Raw genomic sequence first — 376 nt, 5'->3', positions numbered from 1 at the left:
ATACCATTAGAACTATTATAAATAGTAGTATTACGAGGACCGTAATCATTACGGAAAATCTGGGCACCGGGGCGCATAGTTCCAATTACATTGCCGGCGCCTTGAAAGATACGAGATGGATAATCTATAGCATTACGAAGCCCATAGGACTCAAAGTCTTCCCTAGCATTTCCAGCGGACCACTTATAATAATCGCGCAAAGCCTTGTCCTTAGAATACTGTAGATTCTTACGATTATTGACGTTCTTATAATCCCAAAGAGAATCATAATACTGTGTATAGTAAGACATATTAGTAGCACTTATAAGAGCATCAGCAGTACCCGCAGCTATCTTATTAGAAGGCTTCTGCCCTTGCGCCTGGGCAGCTGCCACGG

Annotated in this window: 1 protein-coding gene; it reads right to left on the bottom strand. The window is 42.3% G+C overall.

Translation table 11 applies throughout. From position 1 onward, the window contains the following. Positions 1 to 376: hypothetical protein (locus AABA78_RS39000; RefSeq protein WP_338270612.1), on the bottom strand; the 376-nt coding region annotated here is incomplete at both ends.

Origin of the sequence: Corallococcus caeni (genome assembly GCF_036245865.1) — a bacterium.
In the GTDB taxonomy this organism is placed as follows: domain Bacteria; phylum Myxococcota; class Myxococcia; order Myxococcales; family Myxococcaceae; genus Corallococcus; species Corallococcus caeni.
This window is presented reverse-complemented; position numbering and strand designations above follow the sequence as displayed.